Below are 21437 nucleotides of genomic sequence, written 5' to 3'. Positions count from 1 at the left end.
AGCGGCAGCCGTGCCGTAAAAATATCTCCCTTATTAAACGTAGACCGCGCAAATGCGCCGCACCGTACGGCTTCAGGAAATTTCATCAAGGTGTGACCGAGGGCGCATTCCCCGTTAACTGGATTATAGACAAGGAGTTAGCCGCGAGAGACGGTATGCAGATTTCCTATGACAGGACACCGCGAAATATTCGCCGTGCCGTCATCAGGATAAGAATTGATTATTTAAATAACGCAGAAAAGTTTATTCCATCATCGTGCTAATTAATTTTCCTAACTGAATGACCGCCTGCTCTTCTCGCTCTCCCCAGGCCCAGGAGGTATTAAACCGGAAGAACGGTGTCCATGCGTCGGAGGTGGAAAACATCTTTCCGGGAGCAATGCTGATATGGTGCGTTAAGGCTTTTTCGCTCAGCAGCCCCGCATCCAGCTGCGCCGGAAGCTCCAGCCATAAAAAGTAGCCGCTGTCGTTATGGTGAATTTTGACGCCGGCAGGCATATGGCGCAAAAGAGACTGCCAGGCCTGCTGTTTTCGCTCGGCGAGCGTCCGCCGCAGCCGGCGCAGATGGGCGTCGTAGCGTTTCGTCGCCAGATAATCCACCAGCGCCAGCTGCACGGGTGAGCTGGTGGAGAGCGTGCTCATCAGCTGCAGCTGCTGAATGCGTCGCGCGTGTTTTCCTGCCGCAACCCAGCCGATGCGAAAACCGGCCACCAGGCATTTTGAAAAGGACGAGCAGTGCAGCGTCATGTCCTGACGATCCCATGCTTTCGCCGGGAGCGGCTTTTCGCGGCCAAAATAGAGCTCGCTGTAGACATCGTCTTCAATCAGGGGGACGTTGTGCTGCGTTAACAGCGCGACAAGCTGCGCTTTTTTCTCCGCGCTCAGCGTGAAACCAAGCGGGTTCTGACTGTTGGTCATGATCCAGCAGGCTTTAACGGGGTACTCCTTCAGCGCCTGTTCAAGGGCATTCAGGTCAATCCCCTCGCGAACATCCGTCGCAATCGACAACGCTTTGAGCTTCAGGCGTTCCAGCGCCTGCAGCGCGCCGTAGAAACACGGGTTTTCGACTATCACCCAGTCGCCCGGCTCGGTTACCGCCTGCAGGCTGAGATTGAGCGCTTCAAGCGCACCTGCGGTGATCACAATCTCTTCCGGGGAGATGTTCATCCCCTGCTGCGCGTAGCGACGGGCAATGGCGTGGCGGAGATCGACGTTACCCGGCGGCAGGTTCTCAATCACGCTCATCGCCGTCGCGGTTTTGCTGACGTTCGCCAGCGAGCGGTTGAGCTGCTGCAGCGGGAAAAGTCGTGGATCGGGAAACGCGGAGGCAAAAGGAACAACGGACGGGTCGCGGCTGGCCTGTAAGACGTCGAAGATGTAGGTATTAATATCCACCACTTCGTCACGCATCACCTGGGCAGGTGGAGCAGGCTGATGTGCGGTCGGGCGCGAGGCAACGTAATAGCCCGACTGCGGTCTGGCGACAATGCGCCCCTGACTTTCCAGCATCTGATACGCGTGGCCAACGGTCATAAAACTCATGCCGCTGCTCGCCACCTGCTCTCGCAGCGAAGGCAGCTTATCGCCCGGCAGCCATACGCCAAGCTCAATCTGCGAGATAATTTGTTGCGCCAGACGCTGGTATTTTTTCATCAAATTCTCCTTGTGACCGACAGTGTATATCAGCAGGAGAAAAAGAGAAGATTTAGCTAACTGTTATAGTTCGTGAAACAAATTACTTACGGTACTCGGTAACGTGGCTTTGCGCCTGGCGTGCAGCGGCCAGGTGATCGAGCGTGATCATCGACGATTTGCAAAAGATGCATTTCGCGCCGAGTGGGTTTTTCTCAGACATATCAAAAACTGAGGTACGGTACTGCGAGCCATGACAGCATGGGCAGCGGAAATGAATATAAGAAGTCATAGGATTCTCCTGAAACGTAAAACGTAAATTACTAATGGGCCGATTGGGCAATAATGGTTTTAAACAAAACGAATCGGAAAGTAGATAAAGACCCAAGAGAGGCTGCGGAGAGGCACAACGTGATGAGAACTGCTTTATAAAACTACGTCAGATATTTATTTGGACTCAAAACCAGAAGACCATTAACGCACGGCGCAGACGACAAGGCAAGCGGTTTTATGCGTAAAATTCATAAAAATAGGGTTTTTATTCCTCACGCGAGGTATATCAGATCGCTAAAGCATGAGTTTTAAGCCAACTGTTATGGTTAAAAATCACTTTTCTGCGTCTGATAGTCCGAACTTTGCCCCTATACCATAACAGCACACCGTTTGACATTGAGGCTGTGCATGTTTGGTTTAGATGCTTTTCACCTTGCACGGATACAGTTTGCCTTTACCGTATCCTTTCACATTATTTTCCCGGCCATCACCATCGGCCTGGCAAGCTACCTTGCCGTACTCGAAGGGCTGTGGCTGAAAACAAAAAATCCGGTCTGGCGCTCGCTGTACCATTTCTGGTCGAAGATTTTTGCCGTCAACTTTGGCATGGGCGTGGTCTCCGGGCTGGTGATGGCCTACCAGTTTGGCACCAACTGGAGCGGATTTTCACAGTTTGCGGGCAGCATTACCGGCCCGCTGCTGACCTATGAAGTGCTCACCGCCTTCTTCCTTGAAGCCGGGTTCCTCGGCGTGATGCTGTTCGGCTGGAACAAAGTTGGGCCTGGTCTGCACTTCTTCGCCACCTGCATGGTGGCGTTGGGCACCATTATCTCCACCTTCTGGATCCTCTCGTCGAACAGCTGGATGCAGACCCCGCAGGGCTATGAGATCGTCAACGGTCAGGTGGTACCGGTGGACTGGTTCGCCGTGGTGTTTAACCCCTCCTTCCCTTACCGCCTGCTGCATATGTCGATAGCCGCATTCCTGAGCAGCGCCCTGTTTGTGGGCGCATCCGCGTCATGGCATCTGCTGCGCGGGAATAATACCCCTGCCATCCGCGCGATGTTTTCGATGGCGCTGTGGATGACGCTGATTGTCGCCCCCATCCAGGCCATGGTTGGCGATATGCACGGGTTGAATACCTTAAAGCACCAGCCCGCCAAGATTGCCGCCATTGAAGGCCACTGGGAAAATCCGCCGGGTGAGCCTACCCCGCTGCTGCTGTTTGGCTGGCCGGATATGGAACAGGAGCGCACCCGCTTTGGGCTGGAGATCCCGGCGCTGGGGAGTCTTATCCTGACGCACAGCCTGGATAAACAGGTTCCGGCCCTCAAAGAGTTTCCGAAGGAAGACCGTCCCAATTCCACCATCGTCTTCTGGTCATTCCGCATTATGGCGGGCCTGGGCATGCTGATGCTGCTGCTCGGGGTGATGGCACTCTGGCTGCGCTACAAAAAACGCGTGTATTCGTCGCGCCCCTTCCTGTGGTTTGCGCTGCTGATGGGGCCAACCGGGCTGATTGCCATCCTGGCCGGGTGGATCACCACCGAAGTGGGCCGCCAGCCGTGGGTGGTCTACGGACTCCAGCGAACGAAGGATGCGGTGTCTGCCCACGGTGACCTGCATATGAGCGTGAGCCTGCTGGCCTTCTTCGTCGTCTATACCTCGGTATTCGGCGTGGGCTACAGCTATATGGTGCGCCTCATCCGAAAAGGCCCACAGCCGCATGAATCATTCGCAACCGAGTCCGACGGACGTCCGGCGCGCCCGCTTTCTGCCGTCACAACTGAACATAAGGAGCAGCCATAATGGGTATCGATCTTTCCATTATCTGGTTTGTGTTCATCGTCTTCGCCACGCTGATGTATATCGTGATGGACGGTTTTGATCTGGGGATCGGTATTCTGTTCCCGGCCACGCAGAACGCCGACGATCGCGACGTAATGGTCAACAGCGTCGCGCCGGTCTGGGACGGAAATGAAACCTGGCTGGTGCTTGGCGGTGCCGCCCTGTTCGGCGCATTCCCGCTGGCCTATGCGGTGATCGTTGATGCCCTCACCATTCCGCTAACATTAATGCTGATCGGACTTATTTTCCGCGGGGTGGCATTTGAGTTTCGCTTTAAAGCCACGCCTGCCCACCGCCCCTTCTGGGATAAGGCGTTTATTGGCGGTTCAATTCTGGCAACGTTCACCCAGGGCGTGACGGTAGGCGCAGTCATTAACGGCTTTACCGTCACCGGCCGGGCCTATACCGGCGGCCCCTTTGACTGGTTTACCGCGTTTAACCTGTTTTGCGGCGCGGGGCTGGTGGTGGCTTATGCGCTGTTAGGCTCTACCTGGCTGGTGATGAAAAGCGAAAACGCGCTGCAGCAGCGGATGCGTGAGGTGTCCAAAATGCTGTTAATCGTGCTGCTGGCGTTTATTGCGGCGATCAGCCTCTGGACGCCGCTGGCGCAACCGGCCATCGCTGCGCGCTGGTTTACGCTGCGGAATCTGTTTTATCTGCTGCCGGTCCCTGCTCTGGTGGTGATTTTTAGCCTCTACCAGTGGCGCTGCCTGAATAATCCCGCCAGCCATAGCCGTCCGTTTATTCTGACGCTGGGGCTGATATTCCTCGGCTTTAGCGGGCTTGGGATCAGCATCTGGCCGCATATTATTCCACCGTCGATCACCCTGTGGCAGGCCGCCGCCCCGACGCAAAGCCAGGGCTTTATGCTGGTGGGCGCGCTGTTGATCATTCCCGTTATTCTGGTCTACACCTTCTGGAGCTACTACGTGTTTCGCGGCAAAGTTCAGCATGGGGAGGGTTATCACTGATGCAACAACCGGTCTGGAAAAGATTACTGTGGCTGGCCATTATCTGGGGTGGCAGCGTACTGGCGCTGGCTGCTGTCAGTATGCTCTTCCGTATGCTGATGACGGCGGCAGGGTTTAAATCGCATTAACGTCATTCCGGGCAACCGCTGCGTTGCCCGGTACTTCCCCCCGCACTTTCAGATAAACCCCATTAACGCACGGCAGAGTATCGTTACACTGGAAAAAGATTCACGGTATTTATAGTTTGAGAAGAAAAATGAAAAAGCTCATTGCGTTAAGCGTTATTAGTCTTGTCCTTACCGGGTGCGTTAATCCGGGTAAAGCCTCCGTACAGCCGGAGCAACTTAAAAACCACCGCTTTGTGCTGGAAAACGTAAACGGTAAGGCCGTGAAGACCGCGACAACGCAACCTGAGATCGGTTTTAGCGCGGTGCCAGATATCAGCCTGGTTAATAACATCAGCGTTTCTGGCCAGATGTGTAACCGCTTCAACGGACAGGGGAAATTGTCCGAAGGCGAGCTTAAGGTTAACACGCTGGCCATGACGCGTAAGCTCTGTACTGAGCCGCAGCTGAATGAGCTGGATCAGACTATCGGCGACATGCTGCGCAAAGGGGCGCAGGTCGACCTGACTGAGGACCAGTTAACGCTGGCGACAGCCGATAAAACGCTGATGTTTAAGCGTGTAGAATAATCAGTAGTTACCGCAGCTTCCAACGGCAAGCGACTGTTCGCTACAGCGTTTGCCGTTTGGCAAGGCGCACATCCCAATAGCAGAACCATCAAGCTGGCGGGCGACAGACAGCGAACCGCCAATCATCGCGCAGTTGGCCTGACCTGAACTGGACATTGCCGCTTTCATTCCCGGCGCCACGTGGGCTGCCGTTGCCTGCTGGACTGGCTCACTGCTACATGCCGACAACAATAATGCGGCACACCCTACCAAAAATGCTGAGCGCATGCTCTCTCCCCCATGAATAATGCGAAACCTATGCATAATAGGCATCACATCCCGTGTCGTCGAGAGCGGAAGTGCGTATTTATGCGCTCCGGAAACAATTTCTCGCAATTTTTTCGCCAAAAGTTTGATCTACTCATTGATGGAAAGAATACCAAGGACACAAAAGCGAAAATCGTAAAATCCCCCGTTTGCTAGAATACACAGATAATATTCAGGGTTTGTTGCCGTAATACAGACCCCTATTTTTTTGCGCAATGTAAGGGTGTTGTCCTATGCAAACTATTGACGGTAATGGTGCAGTTGCCTCAGTCGCGTTTCGCACCAGTGAAGTTATCGCCATCTACCCGATTACGCCAAGTTCTACCATGGCCGAGCAGGCGGACGCCTGGGCGGGTAACGGGTTAAAAAACGTCTGGGGCGATGTCCCGAGAGTGGTTGAGATGCAGTCTGAAGCCGGGGCGATTGCCACGGTACACGGTGCGCTTCAGACCGGCGCGCTTTCCACGTCGTTTACCTCCTCACAGGGATTGCTGTTAATGATCCCTACGCTTTACAAACTGGCCGGTCAGCTGACGCCCTTCGTTCTGCACGTTGCCGCGCGCACCGTTGCCACCCACGCGCTCTCTATCTTTGGCGATCACTCTGACGTGATGGCCGTGCGCCAGACCGGCTGCGCGATGCTATGCGCCAGCAGCGTTCAGGAAGCGCAGGACTTTGCCTTAATTTCGCATATCGCCACGCTCAAAAGCCGCGTGCCGTTTATTCACTTCTTTGATGGTTTCCGCACCTCTCACGAAATCAACAAAATCGTCCCGCTGGCCGACGAAACTATCCTGAATCTGCTGCCGCAGGCGGAAATCGACGCGCATCGCGCCCGGGCTCTTAATCCTGAACACCCGGTTATTCGCGGGACATCGGCGAACCCGGATACCTATTTCCAGTCCCGCGAGGCCACGAACCCCTGGTACAACGCGGTTTACGACCATGTTGAACAGGCAATGAATGACTTTGCTGCCGCAACCGGCCGTGAATATAAGCCGTTTGAGTACTACGGCCATCCGCAGGCGGAACGGGTAATTATGCTGATGGGTTCAGCCATAGGGACCTGTGAAGAGGTGGTAGACGAGCTACTGACGCGCGGTGAAAAAGTTGGCGTGCTTAAGGTGCGTCTCTATCGTCCGTTCTCGGCTAAACATCTGCTTTCGGCTCTCCCTGAAAGCGCCCGCGCTGTGGCGGTGCTCGACCGTACCAAAGAGCCGGGCGCGCAGGCGGAACCCCTCTATCTGGACGTGATGACCGCCCTGGCAGAAGCCTTTAATCACGGCGAACGTGAAACGCTGCCGCGCGTTATCGGGGGGCGCTATGGTTTGTCCTCCAAGGAGTTTGGGCCGGACTGCGTGCTGGCGGTATTCAACGAGTTAAGCGAGGCGAAACCCAAGCCGCGCTTTACCGTCGGCATTTATGATGATGTGACTAATCTGTCCCTGTCATTGCCGGAAAATACCCTGCCCTCGACCGCCAAACTTGAGGCGCTCTTCTATGGTCTGGGCAGCGACGGCAGCGTCTCCGCAACCAAAAACAACATTAAAATCATCGGCAACTCAACGCCGTGGTACGCCCAGGGATACTTCGTTTACGACTCCAAAAAGGCAGGCGGCCTGACCGTTTCCCACCTGCGCGTGAGCGAACAGCCCATCCGCTCTGCGTATCTTATTTCTCAGGCTGATTTTGTTGGCTGCCACCAGCTGCAGTTTATTGATAAATACCAGATGGCCGAGCGCCTGAAGCCCGGCGGTATTTTCCTCCTCAATACGCCGTACAGCGCGGACGAAGTCTGGGGGCGGCTGCCGCAGGAAGTTCAGGCGGTGCTGAACCAGAAAAAAGCCCGTTTCTACGTGGTCAACGCCGCGAAAATTGCCCGCGAATGTGGCCTTGCTGCGCGTATTAATACCGTTATGCAGATGGCCTTCTTCCACCTGACCAATATTCTGCCGGGCGACAGCGCGCTGATGGAGCTGCAGGGTGCGATTGCCAAAAGCTACAGCAGCAAGGGCCAGGAGCTGGTCGAACGAAACTGGCAGGCGCTGGCGCTGGCGCGCGAATCGCTGTTTGAGGTACCGCTTCAGCCGGTGAACGAGGCAAGCCCGAACCGCCCTCCGGTCGTGTCCGATGCGGCGCCCGATTTCGTTAAGACCGTGACGGCGGCGATGCTGGCCGGTCTGGGCGATGCCCTGCCCGTCTCTGCGCTACCGCCGGATGGCACCTGGCCGATGGGCACCACGCGCTGGGAAAAACGCAACATTGCCGAAGCGATCCCCATCTGGAAAGAAGAGCTGTGTACCCAGTGCAACCACTGCGTTGCGGCCTGCCCGCACTCTGCCATTCGTGCCAAAGTGGTTTCTCCAGAAGAGATGGAAGCCGCGCCGGCCAGCCTGCACTCGCTGGATGTGAAATCTCGCGATATGCGCGGACAGAAATACGTTCTGCAGGTCGCGCCGGAAGATTGCACCGGCTGTAACCTGTGCGTCGAGGTGTGTCCGGCGAAAGACAGGCAGGATCCGGAGATCAAAGCCATCAATATGATGTCGCGTCTGGAGCACGTTGAAGAGGAGAAGGTCAATTATGACTTCTTCCTGAATCTGCCGGAAATCGATCGCAGCAAACTGGAACGTATTGATATTCGTACGTCACAGCTGATTACGCCGCTGTTTGAGTACTCTGGCGCCTGCTCCGGCTGCGGTGAGACGCCGTATATCAAGCTGCTTACCCAGCTGTACGGTGACCGAATGCTGATTGCCAACGCAACCGGCTGTTCATCCATCTACGGGGGCAATTTGCCTTCTACGCCGTACACCACCGACGCGAATGGGCGCGGTCCGGCGTGGGCAAACTCGTTATTTGAGGACAACGCCGAATTCGGACTGGGCTTCCGCCTGACCGTCGACCAGCACCGCGCTCGCGTGATGCGCCTGCTGGAGCAGTTTGCCGGGCAGATCCCGGCTGAGCTCAATGACGCGCTTCACGCGGACGCGACGCCAGAAGAACGTCGTGAGCAGGTTGCCGAGCTGCGCCGCGCGCTTCAGGGCGTGGCGGGGTCTGAACAGCTGCTGACCGACGCTGACGCCCTGGTCGAAAAATCGATTTGGCTGATTGGCGGCGACGGCTGGGCTTACGATATCGGCTTTGGCGGACTGGATCACGTGTTGAGCCTGACCGAAAACGTCAACATCCTGGTTCTGGATACGCAGTGTTATTCCAATACCGGCGGTCAGGCGTCGAAAGCCACACCGTTAGGTGCGGTAACGAAATTCGGTGAACACGGTAAACGCAAGGCGCGCAAAGATCTCGGCGTGAGCATGATGATGTACGGTCACGTTTACGTCGCGCAAATCTCGCTGGGTGCCCAGCTTAACCAGACGGTAAAAGCCATCCAGGAAGCGGAAGCATATCCTGGCCCGTCGCTGATCATTGCCTACAGCCCTTGTGAAGAGCATGGCTACGATCTGGCCCTCAGCCACGACCAGATGCGCCAGCTGACCGCGACCGGCTTCTGGCCGCTGTACCGGTTCGACCCGCGTCGTGCTGACGAGGGTAAATTACCTCTGGCGCTGGATTCGCGTCCGCCGTCGGATGCCCTGGCCGAGACGTTAATGCAGGAGCAGCGCTTCCGTCGCCTTAACGCCCAGCAGCCGGAAGTGGCTGAGCAGCTCTGGAAAGATGCCGCTGCTGACCTGCAAAAACGCTATGACTTCCTGGCGCAGATGGCGGGTAAAGCCGAAAAACCGACCAGCGAATAGTTCCCCTGCCCGGCTTATCCGGGCATTTTTTGCCATAAAAAAAGCCCGGCGTATTCACACCGGGCGAATCCAGATAATCATTGAATATCTATTTAGTTTCCTTAATAGCATTCATGTTAATTATGGATGAATCATCTTACAGGCATATAACGGCTTCAAGATTACATTAATTAAACCCTGATTAATAATTTCAATTTAATATACTTACTTTTAAATCATTCATAAAATAAATGATCATTTCCGCCGATTTATTCGGTTAAGATTTTACTTAGTTCGTAACAATTATATTTTATTACTCTTACACAGGAGTGATTTAGCATGAGACAACTTTCTTATTCTGAAAGTTCAACAGGTAATTAAATAAAAACAACTGCAAAGGAATATCACAATGCAAAGAAAAGTACTGGCTCTGATGATTCCGGCTCTGTTAATGGCTGGTTCTTCACATGCAGCAGAAATTTATAATAAAGACGGTAACAAATTAGATCTGTACGGAAAAGTAGATGGTCTGCACTATTTTTCCGATAACAAAGGTGCTGACGGGGATCAAACCTATATGCGTCTGGGTTTCAAGGGTGAAACCCAAATTAACAACACGATGACCGGCTATGCGCAGTGGGAATACAACATTCAGGCTAATAACACGGAAGGGTCTGATAATCAGTCCTGGACGCGTCTGGCCTTCGCCGGTGTAAAAGTCGGTGACTACGGCTCCTTCGATTACGGTCGTAACTACGGCGTGATGTACGACGTGGAAGGCTGGACCGATATGCTGCCTGAGTTCGGTGGCGACTCCTACACCAAAGCCGACAACTTCATGACCGGCCGCGCCAACGGTGTGGCAACCTACCGTAACACTGACTTCTACGGTCTGGTGCAGGGTCTGAACTTTGCGCTGCAGTACCAGGGCAAGAATGAAGACGCCAGCAACAATCAGGAAGGCACCAACAACGGTCGCGATACGCGTCACGAGAACGGTGACGGCTTTGGTATCTCTACCACCTATGACTTCGGCATGGGGATTACTGCGGGTGCCGCGTATACCTCTTCTGACCGCACCAACGAGCAGGTCATGAATACCACTGCGGGTGGTGACAAGGCGGATGCATGGACGGCGGGCCTGAAGTATGACGCCAATAACATCTACCTGGCGGCAATGTATTCTGAAACCCGCAATATGACACCGTATGGTGATAACACCGACGCCGTGGCGAACAAAACCCAGAACTTCGAAGTGACCGCGCAGTACCAGTTCGACTTCGGCCTGCGTCCGTCCGTCTCCTACCTGCAGTCTAAAGGTAAGGACCTGGGCAACGGCCAGGGCGACCAGGATCTGGTTAAATACGCTGATGTAGGGGTCACCTATTACTTCAACAAAAACATGTCCACCTACGTTGATTACAAAATCAACCTGCTGGATGAAGATGACAGCTTCTACAAAAACAACGGCATCAGCACCGATGACGTCGTAGCGTTAGGCCTGGTTTACCAGTTCTGATTGTCAGAGCCCGCATAATCATGCGGGCTCGCCTGTTTTTTTGAATTTCGTCACAAAAGAGAGTCTCAGAAAGGGATTGGTTGAGGGTAAGTTGAAAGAAAGCTGGTTAAACTGCGGTGATAGCCCTTTCGTCACTAAGGATAACAGCGTTGTTTGGTCGTGTATCCCTTGCCGTACTTACCCTTTTAGCATTGTTGTGGATGGCGTTAATTTTTGATTTTGGTGATATTGTCGGGCATCTCGGCGCGCTGTTAAACCATCTGGATGGCAGTTAACAGGGTTGCCTGGGAAATAAAAAGCCACCAGCAGTGCCGGTGGCGGGTAAACGCGTATGTCGCGTTATTTTTTCACAGGTTGAGGCTTTTTATCACCTGATTCAGGGGCCTCACGCGGATCGTCTTTTTCAACACAGAGCATAGTTTCTCCTGTTTCAGTTACCCACTGCCTACTATAGCCGGAGGAGTAAAAGAGTGGCCAGGCGGCAATCATGCCTGCTCTTCCCCTTTCTCGCGAAAAGAGAGATAACCTAATACCCCACTATCCCCATCCATGGGATGGTTAACGCCGTCCATCACCTTCACCTCTGGAAAATCAAAAGGTGAAACGTTTTCAAAACAGGCGACATTAACGCCATATTCGTTTGGGTTAGAACGCCGCTGATGGAACGTGTAGATCCCGCATACCGAGCAAAAGAAATGCCGTGCCGTTCCCGTGTTAAAACGGTACTCGGTGAGCTTATCTTCACCTTTGGTCACCTTAATGCCTGACAAAGGCGCAGAGACAACGACCGCACCCCGCATGCGACAAAAAGAACAGCTGCAGCGCCGCGCGGTGTTCAGGCCATCAGTGAGCTCAACGGTGAACGCCACCGCGCCGCAATGGCACTTCGCATTACGTCTTTCAGCCATGAGCTATACCCCTTTTCTCACCAGCTCGGCGGCTTTCACGAAAACCTCATCTTCTACGCCATCGCCTTTTTGCCTGCCGAGCCTGACCAGTTCATCGACAATGCTGTTGCGATGGATCGGTTTTTGCGCTGAAACCAGCCCAATAACGGCGGCCCCAATCGCCAGCCCCACTAATCCGGTTTGTTCATCTTTGTTTTTCATATTCATGCTCCTGGTACAACAAACAAGCGTAGCAGGAATACGGTAAAACGGAATGCGGGGCACATGCTCTGTGAATATTATTTAAACAGCTCAGACAGGTACGACTTCTAAAATTGACAGATACGAGTGGGTGTCTATTATTTTGTTCAACTTCAGATTGGTCTGCTCAAACAAGGCCTGATACGCAGACTCTGTTCGTGCCCGCCCCCCATCAAAGCTTGTTAACAGAAGAAGGTCAATTTCGAATCGTCCCAGCTCATTATTTTCTTTTTTAATAAGCGGCTCAAAAATTAATAGTCGGGCGTTTTCTTTCATAGCCTTTCTGCAGCATTGAAGGATCTGAATGGCCTTCTCATCAGGCCAGTCCATCAAAATATATTTAAGCAGGTAAATGTCCGCTACAGGACAGGCTTCAAAAAAGCTGCCCTCAACGGTCTTCCATCGACGGTTATCCTTTAACAGGTGCAGTCTATTCCGCTCAAGCACGTCTTTTTGATCGAAAAGGATCCCCGTTAAGGTCGGATTTCGACGTAAAACGGCCAGCAATAAATTCCCCAGCCCACCGGCGATATCGGCAACGACAGCGTTTTGAGGGAACGAATAGCTATCTGCAATGACCTCATTCTCTACGGATGACATAGAGGCCATACCGGCATGAAAAACGTTGCTGTCAGCTCCCCTATCGTCATGCTGCCAGTAGTCGTAAAAAGGCTTACCAAACAATTCGTTAAAAACAGGTTTGCCTTGCAATATCTCATCCATTTTAGCCGCTGGCTGCCAGAATGTTTGGTCAGTCAGCATGAGCACCGCCGCGCGCAAGGAAAATTCATGCTCAGAACAGAGGAGTTGTGCTGAATGGCTAAGACTGTATTCAGCTTCAGATAATTCGTTGAAAACTCCACGAGAGGACAATAAGCGCATGATTCTATGAAGATAGTCAGCGTCGACATTCAGCTCCTTCGCCAGTTGCTTGACGGATTTTTTTCCTTCAACCAGAAGATCTGCGACGCCTAAGACCGCGACCGCCCGAAGCGCTGCCTGCCAGACAAAACCCATGCTTTGCTCTAACAGACACATTCCTTCTTTACGGCTTAGTAAATCCAGACTATTACGTTGCAACATTTTCTGCTCCATACCAGTAAAGATGTGTTGAACAACTAAAACGCCGCTAGCAAGCGTAAGTCTGGTAATGCGCTTTATCCATAACGTCAGAAAGGATTATTTATGCGATTTTGTACCGTTTAGCATACAGTCCATTTAAATACGTAAAAAACCAGGGCCACTTACCCTTTATATTGATTAGTAATGCATTAAAACTATTAACTTAGAAATGATTGCGTTACATCCAAAAAAATGCCTGTCGTAATACAGGCATTTCATAGTTAGAATCTCGGTGCCAGTCCATATTTTGGCGTTTTGATATTTGCCGCCCAAATTTTAATATCATTTTGCAGGAGAATAGTGAAATCAGATTTCAGGTGCATCACCATGCCATTGACGCTTTCCGCATCCACCACTGAAAAATGCTCAATTCTGTTTTGCCCTATCTGGACACAATTATATTTTGCGGGCAGCACTTTACCATTCACATTCAGCGGTAGACTATTCTCACCACAGCGACCTTCCGTAATATATGACACGAGCAAATTAGCGGATTTCCTTCCAGGCTGGGATACGCTCACCATAACCGGGAAACCTTCCGAGGTTTGCGTCATATCGTAAAGAACCGCGTTTTTGATATACCAGGTATTGTATTCTCTCTCCTGAAAAGCAGACCAGGAAGGCGCAGAAAAGACCACCAGCACTGCCAGTATAATAGACTTTATTTTCATGGGATGTTGTCGTCCGTGTTGTTGCACGTATTATTCAGATTGTGCAAAAAACAGCAACAACTTAAGAATAGTCCTACTACTATTGGCAGTGACGGAGGGATTAATAAAACGGAGAATAAGACGATAAATGGTAAACCGCCGCCATCATGGCGATGCTGGCGGCGACGCTGATGAAAAAGTAGGTTTTGAAAGGCTGCTTTTGGGTTTTATGGCGAAAGAGTTGTTGGCCCACAATGGCGCCAGGCCAGCCACCTGTCACGCCAAATATCAGTAAAGTCGCTTCCGGCACCCTGCGCATCCCCTTCCGCGCCGCCATTTTATCGGCGCCATACATGACCAACGTCAGTACATTGATCGCCAGAAACCACATGACCAGAGGATGGGTAGAAAGAAGGCTGCCGAACGCAGCGAAAATCAGGAGTAAATAACAAAAGCGATTAAGGGTCATAGCTCGATTCACGGGGTATTTAGCGGTTTTGGATGACGCATTATACGCTAACTAACGAAAATCTCAGAGTGAGACGGCTATTCTAAATGCAAACTGCGCCCTGGGCATCACTGGTTAACATTTAAACTGCCGTAATAAGTAAGCATTTTTTCATTATGCTTTAGCGGACAGCATTTTTTTCTTAAAAAATTAACCTGAAACGTCTTACGTCGAAACACAGCGTAAGAGCATTGTGTTAACAAAACAATAATCATTACATCCATTAATCTTAAGAGGAACGCGGTAATATTGATTAGAATCAAATTAAACGTTAGGCAGCTAATATTCCCACTCGCCCATTTGCTTTAGAATTAAAAACACAATGTTGAAAACAATTAATTTGACCACCTGGTCAATACATAACAAAATATCGCCGTGGTTAAAACAATAATGGTCTGCATTTTTTGGGGGATGATGTCCCCCCTTTTTATTTTCTCAGATACAACCGAACAAACATTATTCCACCCTGATCTTAACTTTTGGCTTCGACAAGAGAACTTTGACCAGTTCCTTAAAAGGAAGAGGTTTGTAAAAGAAAAACCCCTGTAAAAACCGGATATGATTGCGTGTGAGGTAGTCAAGTTGTTCTTCAGTTTCAACGCCTTCCGCCACGATGCTAATTGAGAGTTTTTTGGCCAACTCCAGTACCGAATCAAGGATTAGCGTTGAGTCCTCATCCGCGTTAACCCTGGCAACAAAGCTCTGGTCGATTTTAATGTAATCAATATGCAGATCCTGCAGATAGGACAGACCGGAATACCCCGTACCAAAGTCATCCAGCGCGATGGCAAATCCGTTGTTATGTAACTCATTCAATGTATTAACGAGATGTTCATCAATGTCGAGTGGTTCACGCTCCGTCACTTCAACGACAAGGTTAAGATCCTGTTGAGTAAAGCTGCGCTTGTAGTGGAGACACTCTTCAACAAAGGTGGACGCAACGATATGAGAAGCGCTGAAGTTAATCCCTACGTGAAACCCTTCCGGCAGCAATGTCGCAATAGCATTCATGTGTATTGCAACCTGCCTCATTAAGCTCTGAGTCAAAGGAATAATTAAACCGGACTTTTCAGCAAGAGGAATGAAGGATGCGGGGGAAATAAACCCTGATTGAGGATGCTTCCATCTGGCCAGCACTTCCACACCCCGTAAGGTTCCCTCTTTGCCGCTAACAACGGGTTGGTAATACGGAATAATTTCATTTCTGTAAATGGCGATGCGCAGTGACTCTTCGGGTGAGACATCCTTAGAAATATAGCGTTGAAGAATATAAGCAGAGAGAGACGATATTATCAGCAGGAATAACACTACGCCTCCGGCTCGATTGAATAATCTCTTAAGGCTAAAAAGAGGTGGAGAGTTAAATTGTACCGAGAATGGATAATTAGAGGCTTTTACCGTTAATACCTCTTTCTTCGTATGGTCTGCCGCCGTCACATCGCCTGTCAGACCTAAAAGGGTATTGCCTACTCTCAGGGAATATTCAACGCCATTTAATGGCATATCCAGCGCATCCCGGATATGACTATCGCTGATGCTAACGATGATTCGGCTTCCGGCGTGATTTGTCTGGTATAAGAGTACAGGCAGGCCGTTGACGGTACTTTCCGCAGGGACGAGTAACAATGATGATTCTGGTAGCATCGCGCTGTTGACCAACAATACGCGGTTTCCCGGTAACGAGGAGCACCAGACCGCATCATTTTTCAGGATAACGATCGTTCTCAGGTGAGGCTGTAATGCCGCCTCGGTGCCCAGCCGATATTGCCCTTCTGCATCACACTCATTCTCGGCAAGTTGCATTGCCATCTCAGTCGCATGACGAGCTTCTTTAAGAATAACATTCATGTTCCGCACGACGTAGTGCGCCTCTGCCAGGCTATCGGCCCGTGCAGAATACCAAACCTGTAAATTAATGATAAAAACGCCGAGCAAAAACATTGTCGTGGCTGCAGCTACGGGGATAGATGCATGGCGCATTTAGGGTTCTCGATTTAAGTGAAGTAGCCGCTTCAACGATGCTGAAGTGATTGAATTGTTATTGTCTTAAGCATGGTCGATAACGTAATAATTACCATGCCAGGCGTCAGAAATGTTCTCGCTCACCAGATTGAGGGGAAACAAAAGGCCGCCGAACGGCAGCCCTGGTGGATAAGTGTCTATTAATATCGCTTTATTGTATTGATCGGAGTTCTTTCTGACCAGTCTGGCCGCTCGCCAGCCATGATTGCACGCTGCTGTGATGGCGTCACAGACTGGGTTATTTCAGGCATTGACTTGTATTCGGGTTGCTTAGGTGGACTGAGAACCAGATCGGAGCTGCAGCCTGACAGCAGGAAAATAGCCAGTAGAGATGAACTAAGTTTGAACACGTTAAACCCTTCCAATGGGATAATATTTTAAGAAAAAGCGTGGTGCTGAACATACATAGCCTAATCAAAATATATTCACAAGGTCAATGCGCGCAACCCTTTTTCCTGCCCCGGACTCGCAAAGGCGAACATCAAGCCGACGACTTTTTATCGAGAATTGACACCAGATTTACCGTGACCGGAAACGTGCCACGAAAGCCACCTGGATGGCTAAAATAACGTTTGCTTATCAACTCAGTCCGTGCCTTAATGATTTAGTTGGTTCGATGCAATACCGAATACAATATTTTACCACGCTGTCCTCATAACCAGGCGCTATCGCTGATATCCCCTCCTTTTGAGTCCATACGTTTTAGTCATTTCTTATCATTTAAAGAGTCTTTAAAGGAGTATTTATGTCTTCACGAATTCAAGGTCTGGTTAAGTGGTTTAATGAAGATAAAGGCTTTGGCTTTATCTCCCCCCTTGATGGCAGTAAAGATGTTCTTGTTCGTTTCTCTGCCCTGCAGGGAGAAAGCTTTAATACACTATTTGAAGGTCAGAAAGTCGAATTTGCGATTCTAAGCGGCGATAAAGGCCCTGCTGCTGCAAATGTCATTCTTCTGGATAGATAATATTATCAATGGCCCGTGATTACCAACAAGGTTTCCTGAGTAAACGGGCCCTGGATTATATGACTGTTATTGATAGCAACAGTCAGCATATTTTCTTAACGAGTACGCTAACCAATGTGATGAAGTGCAGAACTGCTGCATGAATGGTCTAAAACTCAAAGCTAACTCATTTTGTCAACTACTTTGGTTTAGAATCGTTGAGTAGATTTAAACAAAACGTGGCAGTACGGGCAGACAAGTTGAGCGCCCTTTTGCACGCGATTAAAACTATGCTCTGAATCTTTAGAGCAATTTGGGCATGAACATTTGACTAAATGATTTCGATGAGATTGTGTATTTTTACGTCCAGACATAGGCATCTCCTGATTTTACGGACTGCCACCATACACGTTAAAGCTAAAAAATGCTTGCTGTAGTTTTCGAATGTTCCTAAAAAAACACAGGGTGGTTTATGAAGAATGTCATCGTTTTTTTCAATGGGAAGCCTGGTAAAGTTATCACGGTACAACAAGGCGTTACGTCCGTAAGGCAAGAGTATCCGGATGGAGAAGAAATATATCTTCAGATTATGTCTGCCGGTTTCCCGTCTTTAACCGGCGATCGCAGCTTTGTTTACGTTGCCTCTGATAGAGAACTCACCTCTCAGAAGATACTTGATGCCGCAAAAAACCATTTGTGATGTGCATTTCCGGAAAAATCTCAGCCACGTCACAAATGGAAAGATAAAACCTCAGTAAAATCGCCGATATTTGCGGCGAGCGCTTTTAGGTTTTATTTTTTGAATTAAAATAATAAAAACGCCTAACAATTAAAGCCTGCTAAATGCAGACGTTTTTTTATAAAACCTGCAAATATAACCCTCCCACCTTTATTTAAATAACATTGACTAAAACTCGACACTTCTTTTCATTAAAACCTGGCTCTTTGCGGGAACTAATGCAAAAGAAATGAGTCAAATGAAAACCCTTACCAGAAAAGATTTTTTTATGACATCTTATATTGTAGTAACCACTGTTGCCGTTGTGATGGGATTGATAACCTTGAGTTTGATTAAAGTTTGGGTCAGCACGTCGAACAATCCTGACAATCTGTGACCTTATCGCAAGCCGCTTAAAGCGAGGCCACTTCCGTTTCTGGTAAATCAATGATAACCAGTGTGCCAAAACTGCCTGTTTCTACAGTATGGGGAGTGCCAGCTTTAGCGATATAGAGCTGTCCAGCCGTTACAGAGATTTTTTTACCCTTCACGCCCAGCTCCAGACGTCCATCAATGACCAGTAACCCCTCGTCATACTCATGTACCTCTTCCATCACAGAGCGTTCATCCATTCGTAAAACTTTGAGATTTGCAGTTCCAATGCGGCCCAATACATGAGAGTGCCAGGTCTCCGGTAAGGCAAGTGCTTCGGTTTTGAGTTCATAAAGCGACATAACGTCATTCCTTTTGATGTTCATTTAACGCTCTTATGCCATATAAGTTCCCTGCGGTCATATAACAAATATGGAAAACTACCCCGAGTAAAATGCTATATGAGATCCTGAAATCACAGCGCACGCTAACAGTGTTGCAGCGCCAGTTATAATCCCGCTGTAAAACGTGCTGGTATTCGCCGCCGGAATCCGTACCATACGCGGCATACAATGTTTGGCCCTGCTGGCTCCGAAGGTAGTACTAAATGCAAGAGAATCAAGAGATTAACAAAAAAGAGCAATACAACCTCAATAAACTGCAAAAGCGACTGCGCCGTAACGTGGGCGAAGCCATTGCAGACTTCAACATGATTGAAGAAGGTGACCGCATCATGGTCTGCCTGTCAGGGGGTAAAGACAGCTATACCATGCTGGAGATCCTGCGTAATCTTCAGCAAAGTGCACCGGTGAAATTTTCCCTGGTGGCGGTCAACCTTGACCAGAAACAGCCGGGCTTCCCGGAGCACATTCTGCCGGAATACCTCGAAAAGCTGGGCGTTGAGTATAAAATCGTCGAAGAAAATACCTACGGCATTGTGAAAGAGAAAATCCCGGAAGGGAAAACCACCTGCTCACTCTGCTCTCGCCTGCGCCGCGGCATTTTGTATCGTACCGCGACGGAGCTGGGCGCGACCAAAATTGCGCTGGGCCATCACCGCGACGATATCCTGCAAACGCTGTTCCTCAATATGTTCTACGGCGGCAAGATGAAAGGCATGCCGCCTAAACTGATGAGCGATGACGGCAAGCACATTGTGATCCGCCCTCTCGCCTACTGCCGCGAAAAAGACATTGAGCGTTTTTCTCAGGCTAAAGGATTCCCGATCATTCCATGTAACCTGTGCGGCTCTCAGCCGAACCTGCAGCGTCAGGTAATTGGCGACATGCTGCGCGACTGGGATAAGCGTTATCCGGGTCGTATCGAAACCATGTTCAGCGCGATGCAGAACGTCGTCCCTTCCCATCTCGCGGATGTGGAGCTGTTCGACTTTAAAGGCATCAACCACGAGTCAGAAGTCGTGAACGGCGGGGACCTGGCGTTTGATCGGGAAGATATTCCCATGCAGCCAGCGGGCTGGCAGCCGGAAGAAGATGACAATCAGTTTGAAGAGCTGCGTCTGAACGTGCTTGAAGTGAAGTAAGCGATTAGCGTCTCAGAAGGACCTTCTGAGACGCTCCATTCTTTATTTCAGCAGGCGTACGCGACAGGTTTTACCCTTAATTTTCCCGTTTTGCAGCTGCTTCCATGCCTTATGGGCAACCGCCTGGCGAACCGCTACGTAGACATGCGCCGGATGGACCGCAATCTTGCCGATATCCGCCCCGTCCAGCCCCACGTCCCCGGTCAGCGCCCCTAATACGTCACCTGGACGCATCTTGGCCTTTTTACCGCCATCAATGCACAGCGTCGCCATTTCAGCCTCCAGCGGCACAAGGCTGACGCTGGCCGGTGCATTCATCCAGTTCAGCTTAATCTGCAGCATCTCAGAGAGAATATTGGCGCGCTGCGCCTCTTCCGGTGCGCAGAAGCTGATCGCCAGACCGCTGTTTCCCGCGCGCGCGGTACGGCCAATACGGTGCACGTGCACTTCAGGGTCCCACGCCAGCTCATAGTTCACCACCAGCTCAAGGGATTTGATGTCCAGACCGCGCGCAGCGACGTCGGTTGCGACAAGAACGCGGGCGCTGCCGTTAGCGAAGCGGACCAGCGTCTGATCGCGATCGCGCTGTTCCAGATCGCCATGCAGCGACAATGCGCTCTGGCCGGCGGCATTCAGGGCATCACAGACCGACTGACAGTCTTTTTTGGTATTACAGAACACCACGCAGGACGCAGGCTGATGCTGGCTGAGCAATTTCTGCAGGAGCGAAATTTTCCCCTGCTGCGAGGTTTCAAAGAACTGCTGCTCGATAGCGGGCAGCGCATCTACGCTGTCGATTTCAATGGTGAGCGGATTTTTCTGCACGCGCCCGCTGATGGCGGCGATAGCCTCCGGCCAGGTCGCGGAGAACAGCAGCGTCTGACGATCGGCCGGGGCGAAACGGATCACCTCGTCAATCGCATCGCTGAAGCCCATATCCAGCATCCTGTCTGCCTCGTCCATCACCAGCGTTTGTAACGCGTCCAGTGAGACGGTGCCTTTTTGCAGGTGATCAAGCAGGCGGCCGGGCGTGGCGACAATAATGTGCGGCGCATGCTGGAGTGAATCACGCTGCGCGCCGAACGGCTGTCCGCCGCAGAGGGTTAAAATCTTGGTGTTGGGCAGGAAACGCGCCAGGCGACGCAGTTCACCCGCAACCTGGTCTGCCAGTTCGCGGGTCGGGCACAGCACCAGAGACTGGGTCTGAAAAAGCGCCGCATCGATGTGCTGCAACAGGCCAAGGCCAAATGCCGCCGTTTTCCCGCTGCCCGTTTTCGCCTGCACGCGCACGTCACGGCCCTCAAGGATGGCGGGCAACGCGGCCGCCTGAACAGGCGTCATCGTGAGGTAACCCAACTCGTTAAGGTTATCAAGTTGGGCGGCGGGCAGAACATTCAGGGTAGAAAAAGCGGTCACAGTAGTCTCTCGTGG

The 21437-nt window shown here is 51.1% G+C and carries 24 protein-coding genes and 1 pseudogene; 12 read left to right on the top strand and 13 right to left on the bottom strand.

The window, feature by feature from the left end; genetic code table 11:
* Positions 1-243 precede the first annotated feature (243 nt).
* Together P346_RS20520 and ymcF are read right to left on the bottom strand one after the other, a co-directional pair.
* Positions 244-1653, bottom strand: a complete 1410-nt coding sequence (locus P346_RS20520) for an aminotransferase-like domain-containing protein (RefSeq protein ID WP_032656826.1) — start codon at positions 1651-1653, stop codon at positions 244-246.
* 82 nt (positions 1654-1735) lie between these two features.
* Positions 1736-1924 carry a cold shock small protein YmcF gene (gene ymcF / locus P346_RS20525; protein WP_023335881.1) on the bottom strand — a complete coding sequence of 63 codons (189 nt, stop codon included), beginning with the start codon at positions 1922-1924 and terminating at the stop codon, positions 1736-1738.
* 389 nt (positions 1925-2313) lie between these two features.
* Between ymcF and P346_RS20530 the strand changes: the two genes are divergently transcribed.
* The 4 genes from P346_RS20530 to hslJ all read left to right on the top strand — a co-directional run bounded on the left by P346_RS20530 (position 2314) and on the right by hslJ (position 5418).
* The gene (locus P346_RS20530) at positions 2314-3714 is read left to right on the top strand and encodes a cytochrome ubiquinol oxidase subunit I (protein ID WP_032656825.1); all 1401 of its coding nucleotides are present in this window, start codon (positions 2314-2316) and stop codon (positions 3712-3714) included.
* On the top strand, positions 3714-4724 hold the full coding sequence (gene cydB, locus P346_RS20535) for a cytochrome d ubiquinol oxidase subunit II (RefSeq protein WP_032656823.1): 1011 nt from the start codon (positions 3714-3716) through the stop codon (positions 4722-4724). Before P346_RS20530 ends, cydB begins: the two co-directional genes overlap by 1 nt.
* Complete coding sequence (locus P346_RS20540; protein WP_008501283.1) at positions 4724-4852, top strand: DUF2474 domain-containing protein; 129 nt, start codon at positions 4724-4726, stop codon at positions 4850-4852. Before cydB ends, P346_RS20540 begins: the two co-directional genes overlap by 1 nt.
* A 128-nt stretch (positions 4853-4980) precedes the next feature.
* On the top strand, positions 4981-5418 hold the full coding sequence (gene hslJ / locus P346_RS20545; RefSeq protein WP_032656822.1) for a heat shock protein HslJ: 438 nt from the start codon (positions 4981-4983) through the stop codon (positions 5416-5418).
* On the opposite strand, the gene P346_RS20550 is transcribed toward hslJ, so the two are convergent.
* On the bottom strand, positions 5419-5685 hold the full coding sequence (locus P346_RS20550) for a putative hemolysin (protein WP_032658293.1): 267 nt from the start codon (positions 5683-5685) through the stop codon (positions 5419-5421).
* Positions 5686-5957: 272 nt separating this feature from the next.
* On the opposite strand from P346_RS20550, the gene nifJ reads away from it, so the two are divergent.
* The 3 genes from nifJ to P346_RS23645 all read left to right on the top strand — a co-directional run bounded on the left by nifJ (position 5958) and on the right by P346_RS23645 (position 11255).
* On the top strand, positions 5958-9482 hold the full coding sequence (nifJ, locus tag P346_RS20555; RefSeq protein WP_032656820.1) for a pyruvate:ferredoxin (flavodoxin) oxidoreductase: 3525 nt from the start codon (positions 5958-5960) through the stop codon (positions 9480-9482).
* Positions 9483-9870: 388 nt separating this feature from the next.
* Entirely contained in the window at positions 9871-10980 is a 1110-nt protein-coding gene (gene ompC / locus P346_RS20560; RefSeq protein WP_032656819.1) for a porin OmpC, read from the top strand.
* Positions 10981-11129: 149 nt separating this feature from the next.
* A complete protein-coding gene (locus P346_RS23645; protein WP_255319991.1) occupies positions 11130-11255 on the top strand; it encodes a hypothetical protein in 126 nt (41 codons plus the stop codon).
* A 64-nt stretch (positions 11256-11319) separates the two neighbouring features.
* Here P346_RS23645 and P346_RS23530 read toward each other — a convergent pair whose 3' ends face one another.
* The 7 genes from P346_RS23530 to P346_RS20590 all read right to left on the bottom strand — a co-directional run bounded on the left by P346_RS23530 (position 11320) and on the right by P346_RS20590 (position 16388).
* A complete protein-coding gene (locus tag P346_RS23530; protein ID WP_223239581.1) occupies positions 11320-11397 on the bottom strand; it encodes a hypothetical protein in 78 nt (25 codons plus the stop codon).
* Between the two features lie 68 nt (positions 11398-11465).
* On the bottom strand, positions 11466-11888 hold the full coding sequence (locus P346_RS20565; RefSeq protein WP_032656817.1) for a GFA family protein: 423 nt from the start codon (positions 11886-11888) through the stop codon (positions 11466-11468).
* 3 nt (positions 11889-11891) lie between these two features.
* A complete protein-coding gene (locus tag P346_RS20570; RefSeq protein ID WP_023312007.1) occupies positions 11892-12089 on the bottom strand; it encodes a hypothetical protein in 198 nt (65 codons plus the stop codon).
* Between the two features lie 90 nt (positions 12090-12179).
* Positions 12180-13211, bottom strand: coding sequence for a methyltransferase (locus P346_RS20575; protein ID WP_032656815.1), 1032 nt, complete (start codon positions 13209-13211; stop codon positions 12180-12182).
* Between the two features lie 260 nt (positions 13212-13471).
* Entirely contained in the window at positions 13472-13921 is a 450-nt protein-coding gene (locus tag P346_RS20580) for a hypothetical protein (RefSeq protein WP_032656813.1), read from the bottom strand.
* A 100-nt stretch (positions 13922-14021) separates the two neighbouring features.
* Positions 14022-14369: a DUF1294 domain-containing protein gene (locus P346_RS20585; protein ID WP_032656811.1), complete on the bottom strand. Its 348-nt coding sequence runs from the start codon at positions 14367-14369 to the stop codon at positions 14022-14024.
* A gap of 495 nt (positions 14370-14864) precedes the next feature.
* The gene (locus P346_RS20590) at positions 14865-16388 is read right to left on the bottom strand and encodes an EAL domain-containing protein (protein ID WP_032656809.1); all 1524 of its coding nucleotides are present in this window, start codon (positions 16386-16388) and stop codon (positions 14865-14867) included.
* Positions 16389-17175: 787 nt separating this feature from the next.
* Here P346_RS20590 and P346_RS20595 point away from each other — a divergent pair.
* Positions 17176-17394, top strand: a complete 219-nt coding sequence (locus P346_RS20595) for a cold shock domain-containing protein (protein WP_032656808.1) — start codon at positions 17176-17178, stop codon at positions 17392-17394.
* 188 nt (positions 17395-17582) lie between these two features.
* Here P346_RS20595 and P346_RS23525 read toward each other — a convergent pair whose 3' ends face one another.
* Positions 17583-17747 carry a YnfU family zinc-binding protein gene (locus P346_RS23525; protein ID WP_213333348.1) on the bottom strand — a complete coding sequence of 55 codons (165 nt, stop codon included), beginning with the start codon at positions 17745-17747 and terminating at the stop codon, positions 17583-17585.
* A gap of 98 nt (positions 17748-17845) precedes the next feature.
* Between P346_RS23525 and P346_RS20600 the strand changes: the two genes are divergently transcribed.
* The gene (locus tag P346_RS20600; RefSeq protein ID WP_032656805.1) at positions 17846-18073 is read left to right on the top strand and encodes a hypothetical protein; all 228 of its coding nucleotides are present in this window, start codon (positions 17846-17848) and stop codon (positions 18071-18073) included.
* A gap of 268 nt (positions 18074-18341) precedes the next feature.
* The gene (locus tag P346_RS23680) at positions 18342-18488 is read left to right on the top strand and encodes a YnaM/YnfT family protein (RefSeq protein ID WP_443112207.1); all 147 of its coding nucleotides are present in this window, start codon (positions 18342-18344) and stop codon (positions 18486-18488) included.
* A gap of 16 nt (positions 18489-18504) precedes the next feature.
* Here P346_RS23680 and P346_RS20605 read toward each other — a convergent pair whose 3' ends face one another.
* Positions 18505-18825 carry a cupin domain-containing protein gene (locus tag P346_RS20605; protein WP_032656802.1) on the bottom strand — a complete coding sequence of 107 codons (321 nt, stop codon included), beginning with the start codon at positions 18823-18825 and terminating at the stop codon, positions 18505-18507.
* Positions 18826-18966: 141 nt separating this feature from the next.
* Here P346_RS20605 and P346_RS23520 point away from each other — a divergent pair.
* Positions 18967-19035: pseudogene (locus tag P346_RS23520) on the top strand (hypothetical protein); the annotation flags it as partial.
* Positions 19036-19070: 35 nt separating this feature from the next.
* Complete coding sequence (gene ttcA, locus P346_RS20610; protein WP_023312015.1) at positions 19071-20006, top strand: tRNA 2-thiocytidine(32) synthetase TtcA; 936 nt, start codon at positions 19071-19073, stop codon at positions 20004-20006.
* A 42-nt stretch (positions 20007-20048) separates the two neighbouring features.
* Here ttcA and dbpA read toward each other — a convergent pair whose 3' ends face one another.
* On the bottom strand, positions 20049-21422 hold the full coding sequence (gene dbpA, locus P346_RS20615) for an ATP-dependent RNA helicase DbpA (protein ID WP_032656798.1): 1374 nt from the start codon (positions 21420-21422) through the stop codon (positions 20049-20051).
* Positions 21423-21437 lie beyond the last annotated feature (15 nt).

It is taken from the genome of Enterobacter sp. DC1, from assembly GCF_000568075.1.
GTDB lineage: Bacteria > Pseudomonadota > Gammaproteobacteria > Enterobacterales > Enterobacteriaceae > Enterobacter > Enterobacter asburiae.
This window is presented reverse-complemented; position numbering and strand designations above follow the sequence as displayed.

Bases quoted from the DNA above. Each gene is read 5' to 3' on its own strand.
- P346_RS20530 (WP_032656825.1), top strand. From the start codon at position 2,314: ATGTTTGGTTTAGATGCTTTTCACCTTGCACGGATACAGTTTGCCTTT.
- P346_RS23680 (WP_443112207.1), top strand. From the start codon at position 18,342: ATGAGTCAAATGAAAACCCTTACCAGAAAAGATTTTTTTATGACATCT.
- P346_RS20580 (WP_032656813.1), bottom strand. From the start codon at position 13,921: ATGAAAATAAAGTCTATTATACTGGCAGTGCTGGTGGTCTTTTCTGCG.
- ttcA (WP_023312015.1), top strand. From the start codon at position 19,071: ATGCAAGAGAATCAAGAGATTAACAAAAAAGAGCAATACAACCTCAAT.
- P346_RS23525 (WP_213333348.1), bottom strand. From the start codon at position 17,747: ATGTCTGGACGTAAAAATACACAATCTCATCGAAATCATTTAGTCAAA.
- nifJ (WP_032656820.1), top strand. From the start codon at position 5,958: ATGCAAACTATTGACGGTAATGGTGCAGTTGCCTCAGTCGCGTTTCGC.
- cydB (WP_032656823.1), top strand. From the start codon at position 3,714: ATGGGTATCGATCTTTCCATTATCTGGTTTGTGTTCATCGTCTTCGCC.
- P346_RS23530 (WP_223239581.1), bottom strand. From the start codon at position 11,397: ATGCTCTGTGTTGAAAAAGACGATCCGCGTGAGGCCCCTGAATCAGGT.
- P346_RS20570 (WP_023312007.1), bottom strand. From the start codon at position 12,089: ATGAAAAACAAAGATGAACAAACCGGATTAGTGGGGCTGGCGATTGGG.
- P346_RS20575 (WP_032656815.1), bottom strand. From the start codon at position 13,211: ATGTTGCAACGTAATAGTCTGGATTTACTAAGCCGTAAAGAAGGAATG.
- P346_RS20595 (WP_032656808.1), top strand. From the start codon at position 17,176: ATGTCTTCACGAATTCAAGGTCTGGTTAAGTGGTTTAATGAAGATAAA.
- hslJ (WP_032656822.1), top strand. From the start codon at position 4,981: ATGAAAAAGCTCATTGCGTTAAGCGTTATTAGTCTTGTCCTTACCGGG.
- P346_RS20520 (WP_032656826.1), bottom strand. From the start codon at position 1,653: ATGAAAAAATACCAGCGTCTGGCGCAACAAATTATCTCGCAGATTGAG.
- P346_RS20600 (WP_032656805.1), top strand. From the start codon at position 17,846: ATGAAGAATGTCATCGTTTTTTTCAATGGGAAGCCTGGTAAAGTTATC.
- P346_RS20540 (WP_008501283.1), top strand. From the start codon at position 4,724: ATGCAACAACCGGTCTGGAAAAGATTACTGTGGCTGGCCATTATCTGG.
- P346_RS20590 (WP_032656809.1), bottom strand. From the start codon at position 16,388: ATGCGCCATGCATCTATCCCCGTAGCTGCAGCCACGACAATGTTTTTG.
- P346_RS20550 (WP_032658293.1), bottom strand. From the start codon at position 5,685: ATGCGCTCAGCATTTTTGGTAGGGTGTGCCGCATTATTGTTGTCGGCA.
- P346_RS20565 (WP_032656817.1), bottom strand. From the start codon at position 11,888: ATGGCTGAAAGACGTAATGCGAAGTGCCATTGCGGCGCGGTGGCGTTC.
- P346_RS20585 (WP_032656811.1), bottom strand. From the start codon at position 14,369: ATGACCCTTAATCGCTTTTGTTATTTACTCCTGATTTTCGCTGCGTTC.
- ompC (WP_032656819.1), top strand. From the start codon at position 9,871: ATGCAAAGAAAAGTACTGGCTCTGATGATTCCGGCTCTGTTAATGGCT.
- P346_RS20605 (WP_032656802.1), bottom strand. From the start codon at position 18,825: ATGTCGCTTTATGAACTCAAAACCGAAGCACTTGCCTTACCGGAGACC.
- ymcF (WP_023335881.1), bottom strand. From the start codon at position 1,924: ATGACTTCTTATATTCATTTCCGCTGCCCATGCTGTCATGGCTCGCAG.